The organism is Devosia limi DSM 17137, from assembly GCF_900128975.1.
GTDB lineage: Bacteria > Pseudomonadota > Alphaproteobacteria > Rhizobiales > Devosiaceae > Devosia > Devosia limi.
Genome location: NZ_FQVC01000006.1, coordinates 163,336 through 180,328, shown reverse-complemented (window position 1 = coordinate 180,328; position 16,993 = coordinate 163,336). Strand labels below are relative to the sequence as shown.

The following is a 16,993-nucleotide window of genomic DNA, read 5'->3' as shown; positions in this document are numbered from 1 at the left end:
ACTGAAACAAGACTATGGCACAGACACTGGCTGGCAAGACTGCGGCGATCACCGGGGCAGGTTCGGGTATTGGCTATGAATGCGCCAAGCATCTCGTCGCTGCCGGCGTCAAAACATTCCTGGTGGATCGAAACGGCGCGGCGCTTGCAGCACGCGCCGCCGAACTGGGCGAGTTGGCGTTTCCGATCGAGATCGATCTGCTGGTGCCCGAGAGTCACGCCAGGATGCTGCCCGCTATCCTTGAGCACTCAGATCGCCTGGACATCTTTCACGCCAATGCCGGCTCTTATGTAGGCGGCCCGGTGGCCGAGGGCGATCCCGACGCCTGGGACCGCATGCTCAACCTCAACGTCAACGCAGTGTTTCGCTCGGTTCATGCCGTGCTCGGGCACATGATTGCCAACGGGTCCGGCGATATCATCGTGACCTCGTCGGTCGCCGGTGTCGTCCCGGTCATGTGGGAGCCGATCTATACCGCCTCCAAGCACGCGGTGCAGGCATTCGTGCATACCGTGCGCCGGCAGGTTGCGACGCAGGGCGTGCGCGTTGGCGCGGTCCTGCCCGGTCCGGTGGTAACACCACTGATCGATGATTGGCCCAAGGCCAAGCTCGAGGAAGCGCTCGCCAATGGCAGCCTGATGGAGGCCGATGAGGTCGCCGAGGCCGTGATGTTCATGCTGACGCGCAATCCGAAAGTCACCATCCGCGATCTGGTGATCATTCCACGCGGTCTGGACCTCTAGGATTTTGGCAATGGCGCATTTTATCGGCATCGACGTTGGCACCGGCTCGGCACGGGCAGGGCTCTTCGACAGCGCTGGCCTGCTCTTGGCGTCGGCCAGTCGGCCAATCCAGATATGGCGGCCACGTCCCCTTCATGCCGAGCAGTCCAGCCGCGATATCTGGCAGGCCATCTGTGCGGCGGTGGGGACGGTGCTGGCTGATGCAGGCGTGGCGCCTGACACAGTGGTCGGCATCGGTTTTGACGCGACTTGCTCGCTGGTGGTGCTGGACGGGGATGGGCGGCCGGTTGCGGTCAATGCCGCCGGCGAAGACGATCGCAATATCATCCTGTGGATGGACCAGCGCGCTACCGCCGAGGCCGAAGAGATCAACCGCAGTGGCGCGCGCGTGCTCGACTATGTCGGCGGCCGCATCTCGCCCGAGATGGAGACGCCAAAAATCCTGTGGCTGGCGCGCCACCTGCCCGACAGCATCGAGCGCGCCGCACAGCTCATGGATCTTGCCGACTTCCTGACCTGGAAGGCCACCGGAAGCCTCGTGCGCTCTACCTGCACGGTGACGTGCAAATGGACCTATCTCGCCCATGAGAATGCCTGGGATGAGAGCTATTTCGATATGATCGGGCTGGGTAATCTCAAGGCCGATGGCTTTGCGCGCATTGGCAGCCAGATCGCCGACCCCGGCACCAGCCTGGCGTCTGGCCTGACCGAGCAGGCAGCAGCCGACCTCGGCTTGGTAGCGGGCACGCCGGTCGCGGCAGGGATCATCGACGCCCATGCCGGTGCCATCGGGACATTGGGCGCGGCTGGCCTGCCGGGTGCGCTGGAACAGCGGCTGGCCTATGTCTTTGGAACCTCGGCCTGCACCCTGAACGTCACTCGTGAACCGGTTCTCGTCCCCGGAATATGGGGACCATATTACGCGGCCCTGCTGCCGGGCCTGTGGCTCAATGAAGGTGGGCAATCGGCCGCCGGAGCCGCCATTGACCACCTGGTGCAGCTTCATCCCTACGCACCGGAAGGGCTCCGCCAGGCGCAATCGGCCGGCATGGGCCTCACCCACTGGCTCGACCTGCGTGCGCAGGCGCTACTGGCGGATGGATCCCCGACAGACCTGATCGCAGGTCTGCATGTTGTTCCTGAATTTCTGGGCAATCGCGCGCCCCTTGCCGACCCTCAGGCGAGAGCCGTCATCGCCGGGCTAAGTCTTGAAGCCGACGAAGCCAGCCTGGTCCGGCTCTATCTCGCGGGTCTGGCATCGATCGGCTACGGCCTCCGGCAAATCCTTGATGCCCTCCGCGCCAAGACTATCGACATTTCGACGGTGGTTGTCAGTGGCGGCGCGGCGCGAAGCCGCCTGGTGCGGCGCATGCTCGCCGATGCAGCGGGGGTCGCCATCGCCACCGTGCAAACCGAGGAGCCGGTGTTGCTGGGCTCCGCCATGCTGGCCGCAGTCGCGTCCGGGCAGGCCTCCAGTCTGGAGGCAGTCATGGCCGACATGTCCCAGGTCGAAGACGTCATCACCCCCGACGCGGCATCGCGTGCGATCCATGCACGCCGGCATCAATCCTTCCTGAAGCTTCAGGCCGCTTACCGCGACATGCGCGACCACTAACGCTTTTGACGATAGCCGAACGTAGAACGAAAGAGGACATCACATGGCTTTCACGCTGACTGAAGCCCAGAGGCTGAAGCTGCTGGAACCGCCGCGCGGCAAGATCCGCGCCGTGCTCGACACCGACACGTTCAACGAAATCGATGATCAGTTCGCGCTGACGCAAATGCTGCTATCGACCGATCGCGTCGCGACCGAGGCGATCTATGCAGCACCATTTCTCAATCCGCGCTCCAATAGCCCGGGCCACGGCATGGAACTCAGCTTTCAGGAGATCGGGCGCCTGCTCGATCGGCTGGGGCGCCCGGCTGACGGACTTGTCTATCGCGGCGTCACCGATTTCGTCGGTCCAACCAAGGTTGCGCGAAACGCAGATGCCGTCGATGACCTGGTGCAGCGAGCGCGTCGCTCGACGCCCGAGGATCCGCTCTATGTGATTGCCATTGCCGCCATCAGCAATGTGGCATCAGCTATCCTCAAGGCGCCGGAAATCATCGATCGCATCGTCGTCGTCTGGCTGGGCGGACATGCACTGGAATGGGCTGATACCAACGAATTCAACCTGCAGCAGGATATTGGCGGCGCGCAGGTGCTGTTCGACAGCGGCGTGCCGTTGGTTCTCGTGCCCTGCCGTGGTGTGGTTTCGCACCTGGTGAGTACGGTGCCTGAGATCGAGCGCTATGTAGAGCCGCATGGCGAAATTGGTCGCTTCCTCTCGCAGCGGTTCAAGGAGTATGCGGGAGACAACCAGGCTGGCTGGAGCAAGGTCATCTGGGACATGGCGGCAATTGCCTGGCTGATTGATCCGGACTGGTGCCCCAGCGTGCTGGTGCCGACCCCAATTCTCACCGACATTCCCAGCTGGAGCTGTGATCGCAGTCGGCATCTGATGCGCTATGTGAACCGGATCGACCGCAACGCTATCATGGCCGATTTCTTTACAAAGCTGCAGACCTTTGCCCGATAGCGGCACAGTATTCAGGCGAGAGGCAACGCCCCTGTCCCGCCCAGGCGCAGCCAATGTGGTCCTGCTTTCCGGCAATACGCAGCGGCCTTCCAAGTCACGCGCGCTGGCGGCTTTCATGGGGCAAAGCCTTGCCGGCCATGCGGAGGTGAAACTCCTACCGCTGGACCTGCTTGATGCCGGCCGGGCATTGGGCGGTGCCTATGCGCGCAATGAGCTTTCGGATGAGGCGCGTGCAATTGTCGAGGCAATTGAAGGCGCTGATGCGCTTGTGGTGACGACCCCCGTGTACAAGGGATCCTATCCTGGCCTGTTCAAGCACCTCATCGACTTCATCGACCCGGAAGCCTTGGTCGGTAAGCCTGTGCTTCTGGGCGCAACCGGTGGCGGCCAACGCCATGCGCTCGTCGTCGAGCATCAATTGCGCCCGCTATTTGGGTTCTTTTCGGCCGAGGTCGCCGCCTATGCTATCTATGCAGCCGACGAAGAGTTCGTGAATTATGTGCCTGCCGCTGACAGGTTGCTGGAGCGCATTGAACGCGCCGCAACGCTGTTCAGTCTGGCAGTGCGGACCAAGGCTCAGCACCAAGCCGATGGGCACTCACCCCCAGACGCTGCGAAACCTCCGAAACCGGATAGCCACGCTCGGTGATTTGACGCTCCGCATCGCGCTTAAACTCGTCACTGAATTGCCTTTGCCCCTGCGCAGCTTTCAGCCGAGACAAGAAGCCGATCGTGCTCGGGAATGGTGAAGGCAGCATAGTCAGGTGGCATCGTTGGGCGGTATCGATTAGGGCGGTATTGCATCTGGCGCAGGGAGGTCATGGCAATCGGCAAGCGGACACCAATCCCAGCGCTCCCTCTACTGGGAGGCGAGCAACGCGATCATTGTCGTCACGATGATGGAGCACATCGATCAGACCGGCCGCGCTAAGTCCTCCCCGCGTGATCGGTCTCGACGATCAAGCCAAACAAGATGTTGCGGGCGGCCAGTTCGTTCTCCTGCGCCAGCGCGAGGCTCAGTTCATGCAGTGCCGAACCAAGAGAAGAGTCATCGCTTGCGGGAGCCGCCCTTAGAATCTTGGGGTGCCTGGTGGGACGGGCGGTCGCTGCATCGTAGAACAGCTCCTCATACATTTTCTCGCCCGGCCGCTTGCCGGTAGCGACGATCTCGATATCCCCGTCCGGCTGGGTTTCTGATCTCACCGTTAACCCAGCCAATCGGATCATGTTCTCGGCTAGGTCGGAAATCAGCATGGGCTGGCCCATGTCGAGCAGGAACACGTCACCGCCCTCAGACAGGGCGCCTGCCTGCACGATGAGTTCGGCGGCTTCATGAATCGACATGAAATACCGGGTCATTCCTGGATCCGTGAGCGTCAACGGGCCACCGCGCGCGATCTGCTCCTTGAAGAGAGGCACCACAGAACCGTTGGAGCCCAGCACATTGCCAAACCGCACCGCACAAAAGCGTTGACTGGTTCCCGTCCTGGCAGCCTCGGCCGCCTTCTCGCGCACGATCAATTCGGCCCAGCGCTTGGTGCCGCCCATCACGTTGGTCGGACGGACTGCCTTGTCGGTCGAAATGAGCACGAAGCTCTTCACGCCGGCGTCAAAGGCGGCATCGACCACCGTCTTGGTGCCGAAGACGTTGTTCTGGATGCCTTCCAGGACGTTGGCTTCAACCAGGGGCACATGCTTGTGCGCTGCGGCGTGAAACACCACATCGACGCCGTGGTGAATGATCGCATGCCGGACACGCGCACGATCCGTCACCGAACCCAGCACCGCGATGGTCGCGGCGTCATTGCGGCCCGCGAGTTCCTTGTCGATCTGGTAGAGCGCGAACTCATTGGCTTCGAACAGGACAAGCCGCTGCGGGCTCCATTGGGCAATCTTGCGACAGAGTTCAGAGCCGATGGAACCGCCGGCACCGGTAACCATGACCGTTCGGCCCACGATCATCTCGCGAATGAGACCCAGGTCAGGGGGCACCGAAGAGCGGCCGAGCAGGTCATCGATCTCAATTTCGCGGATTTGGCTGACCAGATATTTGCCGGTGACCAGGTCGGTGATCCCCGGCAGCGACTGCACCTTGACGCCGTGCCCACTCACTGAAGCGACGATTTCCTTCCGGCGCGACGCTGACAGCGATGGCATTGAAAGAATGACCTGCTTAACGCCAAAATCCTGCACGAGATTGGAAAGCTGTGACCGCGGATACACCCGGATGCCGGCAACTTCGCGGCGATGCAGGCCGGTGTCGTCATCGATAAAGCCCGCAATGAAATGGGTTGCCCGAAGAGACATGGCCAGTTGCGTTCCAGCCTCCCCCGCGCCGTAGATCACCACGGCAGGCCGCTGCAATATGAGTTTGCGCGAGATTGGCCAAAACAGCCATTTGGCGGCGAAGCGGCTGCCGATGACGGCAATCGAAACCAGTGCCCAGTAGATGATGGGGACCGATCGCGGCACGATACCACGTCCCGTCATCTGGGAGAGGAAAGCCACAAGCACCCATAGAACAACGGCAAGCGTGACGGCCTGCAGCATGGTCCACAGGGCACGCTCGGGCAGATAGCGCACAACCGCCCGATACAGCCCCATCCGGATGAAGATTGGGACGGCAATGGCCGGCGCTGACAGCAGGATCAGCCAGGTATCGAGATTGGCAGGCATGGTCCAGCGGTCGAAGCGCAGGGCAAAGCTGGCCCACAAGGCCACGCTGACCACAACAATATCGAACAACACCAGGATTGCTCTCTTCCAGCGACGGGGAAGGGCAAGAATGCGAGCTCGAGTCTTTGAAAACATGCTAACCGTCGCCGACTATGAGGACCGGCGCTGGGCCTTCCACGAAAGCCGCGACGGGTCAAGTGCTGGTTGCCCGCATCTGGCGGCACGCCTCGATATGACGGGGCAACGCCAAAGGCGAAGTCTGCTTGTTCACAAAATCTGCTTGTTCAAAGGAAGGCTGGCTGGAAGGGGCATTGCAGCACCGAAGCGATCGGACATCCAGGTCCTGAAGTGTTGCGCGTGGAAAGCCTGCTCAATTCAGTCGCTACACGGATAGACATACGTCCGTATGCTCCGTGCGGTAAGGTTAATCAAATAAACTCTGCTTACGCATACCCGCATATAAATAGGCGGGCTGCGCCCAATTGTTTTGGCTCAACTGGCAAGTCTAATGTCGCAACAGTAAATTAACATTTTGCGATGGGTGGATCATGGTCGAGCGTGTTGAGGGTGACGTGAACGCAGCACAGGCCGGGGATACGGTGGGCAAGGGGCCAGTTCTGGTTGCCCAGGCCGATGTGCAGCAGCCGGGTTCCCCTGCAGGCGAAAGCGTCCAGCGTCTCGTGCTCGCTGTGGACGAGAGCAGTGTGGTTCGGTTGCCGGACGGCGCAAGCATCGACCAGCCGCGCGTCAACGGCACCGATCTTGAATTCGTGCAGGCCGACGGCTCGGTCATCGTGGTGCCCAATGGCGCCGTTGAGGGCCTGACCATCATGATCGGCGCGGTCGAGATCCCGCCCACCACTGTCGCTGCCCTGTTTGCCGCCAATGACATCCAGGCCGCTGCTGGCCCGACTGGTGGCAATGACGTCCCAGGCTCGGGTGGCAATTTCGAGCGCCCTGTGGGCGACATCGGCGATGCCTTCGCAATCGGGTCGCTATTGCCCCCGACTGAATTGGGTTTCGGCAACGAAGTCGATCGGCCGTTTTTTCCGACTCTCATCGACTCCAAGCCCACGATCGGCGCCAATGGCGGCGCCTTGCTCGATGATGATGATCTGCTCGGCGGCAATCCAGGTGGACTGGGTGACGACGCCTCTGGCCCCAAGACCGGCACTCTGGCGCATGATTACGGGATCAATGGCGGGGCCAGCCTGCTGCTGACCGGCGTTGCGCTGCCCCCCGGCCTTGGCTTTACATCGGCAGTTTCCCCTGATGGTCTGGTGCTGACCATCAGCCAGAATGGCGCGGCAGTGCTGCGCGTCACGCTGAGCGACACCACCAGCGGCAATTACACGATCGAACAGCTTGCGGCGATCCAGCACCCGGGCGCCGGTGAGGACAATGTCGCCTTCGACATCACCTATCGCGTGACCGACACCGATGGCGATTTTGTCGATGGCAGCATGGCCATCAATGTCGATGACGACACCCCTGTTGTCGAGGTCGGTGTGCTGCCGACGAGCGGCGAAGCTGGCTCGAGCGGCATCGCGCTGGTGCTCGACGAGACTTTCAGCGCCAAGCCCGGTGACAGCAACGCAGCGACCGACGATGTCAATGGCGCCGCGTTCTCGAGTGCCGGCCTGACCAGCACCCTGTCAGAGGTCGATGCAAAGGCCTTCGGGCAAGCGGCCACGAGTGTCGGCGTCGGGGGCGGGGCGCTCGCCGCGCTTTTCTCTGCTTCCGTCAGCCTTGGCGCCGATGGTGGCGTGGTCGCGCATCAGTTTGCCCTGGTCCTGAGCGGGTCGGGCGTAGGGGACGCTGGCGTGCAGTCCAACCTGGTGGTGACCGCAGTCGCGGGGACCCCCCTGGCAGGCCTCTCGCTGGCCGATCGCACCATTTACCTGTTCACTGAGGCAGACGGCTCGATCACCGGCCGCATTGGCGGCGAAAACGGACTGATTGCCCTGCATATCCAGGTGACCGGTGCGGGCGATCCGGCGACGGCGAGCCTCCTCGTACAGCAGCTGATCCCGCTGGCCCATGGTGACATTGCCAGCATGGACGAAGCCCAGCTGCTGTCGCTGATCGGGGGCGAAAGCGGCGGCCCGACCCTTGCCGTCACCTATACGATCACCGCGACCGATGGCGATGGCGACGTGGCCAGCCAGACTGCATCCGTTACGCTGGCCAGCACCGCGCCCGGCGGCGCGATCAGCTTCGAGGATGATGGCCCAACACTGTCCGTCGGCGTCGCATTCGCCGGCGAGCTCGGCGGTCTGCAGTCCGAGGTTGACGAAACCATTGGCGTCGACCGCGCCAATGGCCTTGGTGAAACCGTTCGTGGCATAGCCAATGATGACGACATTATTGTGCCAGTCGATCAGTATCTCGGCCGCAGCACGACTGCGATCGGCGGGGCGGGCCTTGCGTCCCTGTTCACCGTCGGCGGCTCGTTCGGCGCCGATGGCGGCAGCGATACCAGCGCTTTGAGCTTTGTCGGGCTGCCGACGGGCACCGACGCAGGTGGCCTGGCGACCAATCTGTCGGCAACCGATGGCGGCGTCATCACCCTGTTCCAGCTCGATGCGACCACCATCGAAGGCCGCACAGCCAGCGGGACTGTGGTGTTCGACATCAAGATCGTCGATGGCCAGCTGCAGACCACCCTCTACAAGGCGATCGCGCATACCGACGCCAATCAGTTCGACGCCACCGCTACGCTGCAGCTTCTGGCTGACAGCGGTCCGATCCAGCTGCAATACTCGGTCACCCGCACCGACGGCGACGGCGATAGTGTCACCGAAGCGGCGGTTGTGGACCTGATCACCAGCAACGGGTCCTACTTCACATTCGACGATGATGGCCCGCAGGTCACGGCCAGCGTCAATAGCGCCGGTGGACTGACGCTGGACGAGACCGGTGCGAACTTCGCCACTGGCCCGATCAGCGCCTCGGGCACGGCGGCGATCATCACCCCCGTAGTCGATTTCGGGCAGGACGGTGCGGCCGGGGCCGGCTCGATAAGCTATGGCCTGTCCTTGACGGGAAGCAACGCCACCGGCTTCGTCACCACTATTGGTGGCCATGCGATCACCCTGGTTTCGACCGACGCTGCCACCATCACCGGACAGTATAATGGCGGCCAGGTCGCCTTCACGGTCGAGATTCTGGCCGACGGCACGCTCAAGGTGACCCAGAACGTCGCGCTGAATCATCAGCAGGATGGTTTCACCCCGGCTGACCACGACGATGCCCTTGATCTCGATGGCCTGATCCAGGCGACCGTGACGGTGCGGGACGGCGATGGCGACACCGCCAGCCAGAGCGTCGAAATCGGCGACAAGATCACGTTCAGGGACGATGGTCCGACGGTGGGCGCTGGCAATTCCGCCATCAAGGTCGATGAAGATGACCTGCGCAACTCGCAGTCGGTGGGCACCAGCCCGCGCGATGGCACCGGCGACGGCTCTTCCACGACCCTGCTGACCGGCGCTGCGCTCGCTTCGGGGGACCTGTCGAGCGTGGTGAATTTCGGTGCGGATGGCGCGGCCGTCGGCGGCGGCTTCTCGTTCACAGCCAACGCTTTGACCGCGCTGGAGAACCTGCAGCTCCAGTCCAAGGGCGTCCAACTGTCATATGCCCGGGTCGGCGATACCATTATCGGTTACGTCGACACGGGGCTCGGTGTTTACATTCCGCTGGTCTCGCGGACTGTAATGAGCTTCACGCTGGAATCGGACGGCGACTTCACCTTCCGTCTGTTCGACCAGCTGGACCATGTCGATGACGACACCAACAGCGAGAACGTGGCGCTGGTATCGGGCACCGGATCGGTCCCCTCGATTGACTTCGGTTCGATCATCCAGGCCACCGATCGTGATGGCGATAGCGTCGTGCTCGACGGCAAGGCCAATGTCGTGGTCACGGACGATATCCCCGTATTGTCGATTGCCTCCACCAACCAGGCGGTGCTGATCGACGAGAGCGCTGGATTGCAGGGGAACGACACCAATTCGGCTTTTGTAAGAGGGCTCTTTGGCGCCCTCGAGGCGGCAGAGTCCATCACCGCACCAATCGGCTATGCGGCCAATGATGTTAGTGAAGTCAACTACACCTTTGCTTCGGGTGCCGATGAACCGAGCTCAGTGTCTGCCGCCCTCGAATTGGCAGGTACGGGCGGCGTCGCTGCCGGCCTCAATGCCGCTGACGGCACCGCCATTTATCTCTTTGCGGAAGACGGCCTGATTGTTGGGCGCCTCGCTGCGCCCGATGGTTCTGCCAATCCCGACGGCCAGGTGGCGTTTGCCATCGCCATCTCGGGCAATACCCCCACGACGCTGGGGAATATTGCCATCGCGCAATACCTGCCGATTGAGCACAATCCGAATGGCGGCCCCGATGACATCGAGAGCTTGTCCGGCAAGATTACTCTCACTGTCACTGTCACCGACAGCGATGGCGACACCGTCAGCAAGAGCGTCGAGATCGGCGGCCAGGTCCAGTTCCGCGACGACGCCCCCAGTGTAACAGCCAGCACGGCTGTCATCCGGTTTGATGACGACAGCCAGCCTCGCGGCCATGAGGGCGGTCCGGGCGATGACGCTGGTGGCAAGGTCGCGACCGGCAGTGTGAGCTTCACTGCGGGTGCCGATGGGCTCGACAGGATTGTTGTCGATAGCCTGACCATCAATGGTCAGAATGGTGTCGTCAATCCGCTGCAAGCCATCCATATCGGCGCCAATGGTGTCGGCACGCCTTACAATGTCAGCACCAACTGGGTTGCCGGCACCGATGCGCTTGGCAATGCCGCCGGCTTCGAGCAGGGCGGTACGCTGGTCGGCACCATCACCGTGCCCGGCTTGGGCGAGGTCAATGCCTTCACGCTGGAGGTCAGGTCCGACGGCACCTATACGCTGACCGTTTCCGCTCCATTGAGCCATCCCGCTCAGGACGATGCGTCGACCGGTGGCGTGGAAACCTCCTTCGAGGATAACCTGCTGCTCGAATTCGGCATCAAGGTCTACGACCGGGATGGCGATGCCGCTACCGGCACGATCAGCGTCAATGTGGACGACGATAGCCCGACGCTTGTTGCTCCCCCTCCTGCGGCGACGGAGATGGACGAGCCCGGTGCGCCATCCATGGCGGTCACCGAATCGACCTTCGATTTCCACGGCAGCACCGGCCAGATTCCCGATCTGGGGCCCAGCCTTACGGTGAACGCTGGCGTGGTAATCGCTACCCATGCGGCCGAGTCGGCCCTGCAGGGGCCGCCGCAGGATCCCGGCTCGCAGCCGATTGCTTTCACCGCTGCAGCCGGCACGACCTTCACGATCGAAAATATGGCTATTGGCCTGTTCGGCGCGAATTCAGGGGCAGGCCAGGTTACGCTGAATGGCTACAATGCCGCCGGTGACCTCGTCGCCAGCGTGGTGTTCAGCACCGCAAGCATGAGCTACGCCGCTCAAACGCCGACCTCGGTTTTCAGTGCGCTGGGCAGTGCGTTCGAGGGGCTCGATCTTTCCCGGCTCGAAATCGTTCCGCCCAGCACGCTCGCCGGTCGTATCATTCTGGACAACATGTCGGTCACCCAGGCCGTTTCGACCCCTTCGGTGTCGGAAACCGGCGAGATCGATCTGGCCCCCCTGGTGAATTTCGGCGCCGATGGCGCGCACGCGGCCGGTGGCTTCGAGCTTGAGGCCTTTGCGGCCGCGAACTTCGGCTCAATCCACGCCGGCGGCGAGCAGGTTCAAGTCAGATCCGATGGCACCACCATCACCGGGTTCACCGCCAGCAATGCCAAACTGTTCGAGCTGACCATAGTCGACGGCAAGGCCGTGCTGACCCTGAACGGGCAGCTCGATCACGGCAGCGCCAGCCATCTCAACCTCGATTTCGGTGATTTCATCGTCGCCCGCGATGGTGACGGCGATGGCGTGCCGTTCGGCGATGGTCTGGTCGTCTTTTCGGTCAAGCAGATCAATCTGGCGCCCGAAGCCGGCACGGCCAGCGCTGCCGTCGACGACGATGGGTTGGCAGGCAATCCTACCGTTGCGGCAGGCGACATCGTGGTGTCGCCGGATCCCGACGCCAATGAGGCGACATTCACCGGCTCTCTGCCCGGCTCGGGCGGCAATGGCGACCTGGTTTTCAGCCTTGCCGGTATGAACAACCAGGCCGACACGATTGGCCAGGAGGCAGTGACCTATGCGTGGAACAGTGTCACCAATACGCTGACAGCAGTCATTGACGGCGGTGCCCGCTCTGGCCAGAGCCTGTTTTCGATCGTTCTCAATCCGGCGACCGGTGCGTATGTGCTGACATTGCTCATGCCGGTGCAGCACGCGGCGGGCGATAGCGAGGCGAGCTTCCACGCCTCCATTTCCTACACACTGGGCGATTCCGACGGCGACACCTCGGCGACGGATACGGCAACAGGTACCCTGAACATCGAGTTCAACGACGACGTACCCACGGCGATGGCCGATGCAGACATCGTGACGGAAGATGGTGCGCTGGTTGCCAATGGCAATGTGCTCACCGGGGCTTCGTCGCCCGATGTGAATGACCTCGATGGGGTCGCGGACATCCTGGGCGCCGACGGTGCCACGGTCACTGCCGTCTCCATCGGCGCGACGACGGGCACTGTGGGTGGTTCGACGGCGGGCGCCTATGGCACGCTGATCCTGAATGCCGATGGGTCCTACACCTATACCCTCACCAGCAATGAAACAGCGGCAGTGCAGGGGCTCGCTTTCGGCGAAACGCTGACCGAGACGTTCAGCTACACCATCACGGACGGCGACGGCGACGTCTCGTCCACCACGCTGACCATCACCATCAAGGGGACCGACGACCTGGTGACGATAAGCGGCCTGGACGTTACGGGCGGCGAGATCAGGCTCGATGAGGACGACCTGCCGGTGCGCGGCTCGGAGCCCGCTGGCTCCGATACGACGCCCGAAGCGCAGACCGGTACTGGAACCTTCACCTTCACCGCCGCCGACGGCTTTGCCTCGCTGACCATCAACGGCACCTCTGTGCCCGTGGGCGGACCATTCCCATTGGTCATCGTCAACGATGTGACGGGGACGCTGCTGGTGACCGGGTTCACCCTTGATGCTGCGAGCGGGGCAGGCAGTGTCGCCTACAGCTACACGCTGACGGACAATATCGCCCATACCAATGCCAACGGCGAAAACACCTTCTCCATCGCCTTCCCGGTGGTCGTAACGGACACCGACAATTCCTCGGCAAGCGGCAGCCTGGACATCACCATTAGCGACGATGTGCCCACCGCCAATGCCGGACCGGTGCTTGAAGTCATCGAAACCGCTGGCGTTTCCGCAGGAACCAACTTGTTGGTCAATGACGCGCAGGGAGCCGACGGCGCAACACTGACCCAGGTCTCGTTCGACAACGGCGTCAATTGGCACGCTGTCAGTAGCGTGGGGACCACTACGCTCACCCCGGCCGGGGGCCAGGGCACCTACACCTTCCAGGCCAACGGCGCCTGGACCTTCGATCCGCTGGTCAGTGCCAGCACCGCCGCGACATCGGTTTCCTTCACCTACCGGATCCAGGATGGCGACGGCGACGTGTCCGACGCCGTGCAGACTATCGAAATCGCCAATGGCAATACCCCCTTCTCACAGCTCAGCGGTTTCGGCGGCACTGTGGAGGAAGAGCAGCTCGTCGGCGGTCTCGACGATACGACCGCCTCGCCTGACACCGACAATGACACGGTTGGCAATCTGGGCCAGACCACCAACGTCACCACCGGCAATCTCGACACCATGCTCGATGGCGGCGACGGGACGATCACCTATGGCTTCAACACCACGAGCGGCAATGTCACCCTTGTCGGCGGCGGCAACCTGACCTCGGACGGTCAGCCAGTGCTGTTCGGCATGAGCGGTGACGTGCTGTTCGGCTACGTCAATGTCAGCGGGGCAGGCTATAATCCCGCTACTGATCGCGCCGTGTTCACGGTCGAACTCAATGCCGGCACCGGTGCGTTCACGCTCACCCTGCTCGATAATATCGACCACCATGCCGACAGTGCCGCCGACGGCGTCGAAGGCACAATTTCGATCAATCTCAATAACGTGTTCAAGGCCACGGACGCGGACAGCGACACGCATATCTTCACCGATGTGAAGGTCGACGTGATCGATGACGTTCCCCTCGCTACCAATGTCGGTTCGACCCTGACTATCAAGGTCGATGAACTCGGCGTTTCCAATGTCGTTGCCAAGTGGACCAGCATCGACATGACCGGGGACGATGATGATGATGACCTGTCAACCTACGACCGCGATGGCGACGGGGCCAAGGACGAGATTCGTTGGCCAGATGGGTCGGGGTCGGGCTATGGCTTCGTGGACGCTCCGGCATCGAGCCTCGATAACCTCGTGACCAACGACGCCTTTTCTTTGGGCACTTTCACCCATTTCAATTTTCCGGTGAATGGCGAAACCCTTGATAGCGCCAAGCTCCAGGTGACATTCACCGCTATTATCAACGGCGTTCCGACGCTGGTGGGGCCGGTCACCATCAACTTCGACCACACCGAAACCTCCAATGATTATGGAGATAGCCGCGACAACGATATCATCAGCATCTCCAACGCCACCGCGACGGTGAACATTGCCGGCCAGGACTATACGCTGAACATTCTTGGCTTCGTACCGGCGGGCAACCCGAATGGTGCTCCCGTCTCGCAGATCACGACGGCGGAGAATGCCTCCAGTTCCTTTGAACTGCGCGCCAGCTTCGTCTCTGCGACGGGGGCACTGCAGTCCTCGGGTGACGTCACCAATGGCAATGCCGGTGCCGACGGGGCCGAGATTGTGGCTATCGCCTATGGCAATGCCAGCGACACGACCGCCACGGCCGGCAGTTTCGAGATCAACGGTCAATACGGCAAGCTCGTCATCAACACGGATGGCAGCTACACCTATACGCTGACCGCCGATGGCGCCGATGTGCCGGTCGGGGCTTCGGAAACCTTCAAATACACCATCCAGGACGGCGACGGAGACAAGTCCACGGCCGACCTCAAGATCACGCTCAACGTGGTCGACAGTGTCGCGCCGAAGGTTCTCGACGTGACGGTCAACGACGAGTCTCTAGCGGAGAGCGATGTCGGCCCCGGAAAGTTCGTGGTCACCGTCAGGTTCAGCGAGGCCATGGACACCAGCGTCAATCCGACCCTGACGTTTGGTCAGAGTGTCGGCGGTGCGCTGGCCCTGACCGCTGGCGCCTGGAGCAACGGCAACACGGTCTTCTCGGCCACATATACGGTTGTGGACACCGACACCAAACTCTCCAACATCACCATCGACGTCACCGGCGCCCAGGATGTCGCCGGCAACACGCAGTTCGATTATACGCCGCAGTCTGAATTCGAGCTTCAGATGCTTCAGCCGGCGGTGGCCGGCGCTGACCAGATCGTCAGCAATGCTGGAAACAACACGCCATTCCTAGTGCCGGAATGGGCCCTGCTTGCCAACGACAGCGGTGAACCAAATCTGGATGTCACGGCAATTTCCGGCCCGAGCAGTCTGACTGCCAACCTCACGTCCAACCCCGGTGCCGTTACGATTACGGACACTGGCAACGGCAATGGCAACATCGGCGGATCGTTCAAATACGAGCTGTCCAGTGGTAACGGCGAGAAGGCAACGGCCTCTGTGACCGTCGCCCGCGACGTCGATGGCGGCATCGACGGCGGGAACGGCAACGACATCCTCGTTGCCACCGGGCCCAACGCCACAGCGCAATCCACCAGGATCACCTTTGCTCCTCAATACGATGTTGGTGACATGGTTTCGCTCACCATCGATGGGGTCACCTATACCCACACCGTGGCGGCCAACGCGCGCTCCGGGGAGAATGTCTACGATGGCCTCAGGGCTCTGGTGGGTAACGCGCTCAGCGGAAAGGGCGGGGCTTGGTCGTCTGCCAATCTGAATGGCAGCAACAGCGTGACTCTCACGGCCAATGCTGGCGTAACGTTTGCCGTGGCCGCTGCGATCGTCAATGGTTCAGGGCAGCCTTGGAGGTATGTGATCGATTTCTACGACGATATCGATGACTTCAAGAGTGGCGAGAAGATTACCTTTGCCTTCGGCGGGGGCGCTACGTTCACCGGGAGTGCATCGAGTGGTGGGAAAGACAACGGACGCTTCGACAACGCCGCCGCGGATCTCGTGACCAATCTAAAGGCGGCAGGGTACTTCGCCAGCTACGACACCAGTGACAATACTTTCACCATCGACTCGTCCACCGCCCTCAGCATAACGGCGACCTCGACCGGAACGGAGGATGTGAAAAATAGCCCTGTAGCCAACGGTCAGGTGACAGCTTTCCAGATTGCGCCCACCAACCATACCGCTCCCACAGTCGACACTACCCCTGCTGATGCTGGCGGTTCCATCCTCAACGGCAATGCCGGCAACGACGTGCTGATTGGCAATTCCGGCAATGACATCCTCACCGGCGGCGATGGCGACGACATCCTCTTCGGCGGCCTGGGCAATGACACCCTGAGCGGCGGCAGCGGCAACGACACGTTCAAGTTCGCCGAAATGGGTGCCGATAACGTCGATACCATCACCGATTTCGTCATCGGGGACGTCATCGATCTCAGCGATCTGCTGCCCGGTGCGGTGGGCAATGAGGCCGACGTCCAGTTCAAATATGCCGACGGTTCGACCAAGGCCATCAACGCGAGCGGCGGTGGTGTCGAAGGCGACGTGACCATCCAGGTTCACGACGCCTCGGGCTGGCACGATGTCGCCGTGATCAAGGATACCGGTGGCAACCTCTCGAGTGCCGCCGAGAGCATCAACCTGATCCTGGACGACAATCAGACGGTCAAGATCTTCGATATCTAGCCGTCCCGCAGCGACAACACCCGAAAACGCCGGCGCCCTTGGTGCCGGCGTTTTGCTGACCTGCCGCCCGATATCGCCGGCGGTGCACTGG

At 62.0% G+C, this 16,993-nt stretch carries 5 protein-coding genes and 2 pseudogenes; 5 read left to right on the top strand and 2 right to left on the bottom strand.

The features are described from left to right. The first annotated feature begins 14 nt into the window (after positions 1–14). The 4 genes and pseudogenes from BUA69_RS11405 to BUA69_RS11390 all read left to right on the top strand — a co-directional run. Entirely contained in the window at positions 15–743 is a 729-nt protein-coding gene (locus tag BUA69_RS11405) for an SDR family oxidoreductase (protein WP_046136576.1), read from the top strand. A 10-nt stretch (positions 744–753) separates the two neighbouring features. Continuing rightward, positions 754–2,358, top strand: coding sequence for an FGGY-family carbohydrate kinase (locus tag BUA69_RS11400; RefSeq protein ID WP_046136575.1), 1,605 nt, complete (start codon positions 754–756; stop codon positions 2,356–2,358). A gap of 43 nt (positions 2,359–2,401) precedes the next feature. Continuing rightward, a complete protein-coding gene (locus BUA69_RS11395) occupies positions 2,402–3,325 on the top strand; it encodes a nucleoside hydrolase (protein ID WP_046136574.1) in 924 nt (307 codons plus the stop codon). Between the two features lie 55 nt (positions 3,326–3,380). Continuing rightward, positions 3,381–3,779, top strand: a pseudogene (locus tag BUA69_RS11390) (NAD(P)H-dependent oxidoreductase); the annotation flags it as partial. A 130-nt stretch (positions 3,780–3,909) separates the two neighbouring features. Here the strand turns inward: BUA69_RS11390 and BUA69_RS21255 are convergent. Together BUA69_RS21255 and BUA69_RS11380 are read right to left on the bottom strand one after the other, a co-directional pair. After that, positions 3,910–4,038 (bottom strand): annotated as a pseudogene (locus BUA69_RS21255) (transposase); the annotation flags it as partial. Between the two features lie 214 nt (positions 4,039–4,252). Further along, a complete protein-coding gene (locus BUA69_RS11380) occupies positions 4,253–6,136 on the bottom strand; it encodes a polysaccharide biosynthesis protein (RefSeq protein ID WP_046136573.1) in 1,884 nt (627 codons plus the stop codon). A 413-nt stretch (positions 6,137–6,549) separates the two neighbouring features. On the opposite strand from BUA69_RS11380, the gene BUA69_RS11375 reads away from it, so the two are divergent. Beyond that, entirely contained in the window at positions 6,550–16,902 is a 10,353-nt protein-coding gene (locus BUA69_RS11375) for a DUF5801 repeats-in-toxin domain-containing protein (RefSeq protein WP_046136572.1), read from the top strand. The last annotated feature ends 91 nt before the right edge of the window (positions 16,903–16,993 follow it).

Coding starts and splice junctions, on each gene's coding strand:
- BUA69_RS11405 (WP_046136576.1), top strand. CDS start 15: ATGGCACAGACACTGGCTGGCAAGACTGCGGCGATCACCGGGGCAGGT.
- BUA69_RS11400 (WP_046136575.1), top strand. CDS start 754: ATGGCGCATTTTATCGGCATCGACGTTGGCACCGGCTCGGCACGGGCA.
- BUA69_RS11395 (WP_046136574.1), top strand. CDS start 2,402: ATGGCTTTCACGCTGACTGAAGCCCAGAGGCTGAAGCTGCTGGAACCG.
- BUA69_RS11380 (WP_046136573.1), bottom strand. CDS start 6,136: ATGTTTTCAAAGACTCGAGCTCGCATTCTTGCCCTTCCCCGTCGCTGG.
- BUA69_RS11375 (WP_046136572.1), top strand. CDS start 6,550: ATGGTCGAGCGTGTTGAGGGTGACGTGAACGCAGCACAGGCCGGGGAT.